Origin of the sequence: Kocuria arenosa (assembly GCF_042879215.1) — a bacterium.
GTDB lineage: Bacteria > Actinomycetota > Actinomycetes > Actinomycetales > Micrococcaceae > Kocuria > Kocuria arenosa.
The window spans coordinates 1-634 of record NZ_JBHZTA010000051.1; the positions used below are offsets into that span (position 1 = coordinate 1).

Annotated in this window: 2 pseudogenes; both read right to left on the reverse strand. The window is 70.8% G+C overall.

The window, feature by feature from the left end:
- A pseudogene (locus ACFYE3_RS19060) lies at window positions 1-227 on the reverse strand (hypothetical protein); the annotation flags it as partial.
- Window positions 224-634, reverse strand: a pseudogene (locus ACFYE3_RS19065) (hypothetical protein); the annotation flags it as partial. The pseudogenes ACFYE3_RS19060 and ACFYE3_RS19065, both read right to left, overlap by 4 nt.

A 634-nucleotide genomic window follows, 5' to 3' on the forward strand; every position in this document is an offset into this window, starting at 1 on the left:
CCGGCCGCCTCCTTCGCCAGGTCCACGGCGTGCCCGGCGTGCTCCGTGGGCAGCATCCGGATCTCCGGGGCATAGGGCAAATCTTCCTGCAACTGGTCGCGCAGCTGGGCGGCCAGGTCGGGGGCGTCGCCGGTGCTGTGCGGATTGAAGATCAGGCAGATGGTGTCGAACCGGCGGACAGCCGGATCCGTGGCGTCGGCGGGTTCTGTGGCGTGGGTGGTGTTCATGGTGTGCCTGTCGGTGAGGGTTCGAGTCGGGTCATGCGGTCTCGTGCGGTGTCGCGGGCGTCCAGCTCGGCGGCCAGCTCGAAGCTGCGGTCCACAGTCCAGGTGTGCGGCCCGGCCGGGTCGGTGAGGTAGTCGTGGTCGAGCTGGCGGGTGATGCGGGAGTGCAGCACCTGCAGCTCCGCCATGCCCAGCCCGGTGAGGTCCTGCGGGAAGTCCTCGGTCGGGCCCAGGCGGCTGCTCGGTGTCGGCCGGGGGCCCGGGGTCATGCCCGGTGCGGGCAGTGTGGCGCCGGGCATGGGCTGTGGCCGGCCATCGTTGGCGTCGATCGGCTCGGAGGAGGCGAGGGTGGTCATGAGAACTCCTGGAGGCAACGGGTCGAGCAGGTCAGGGGTCAAGGGGGTCAGGGA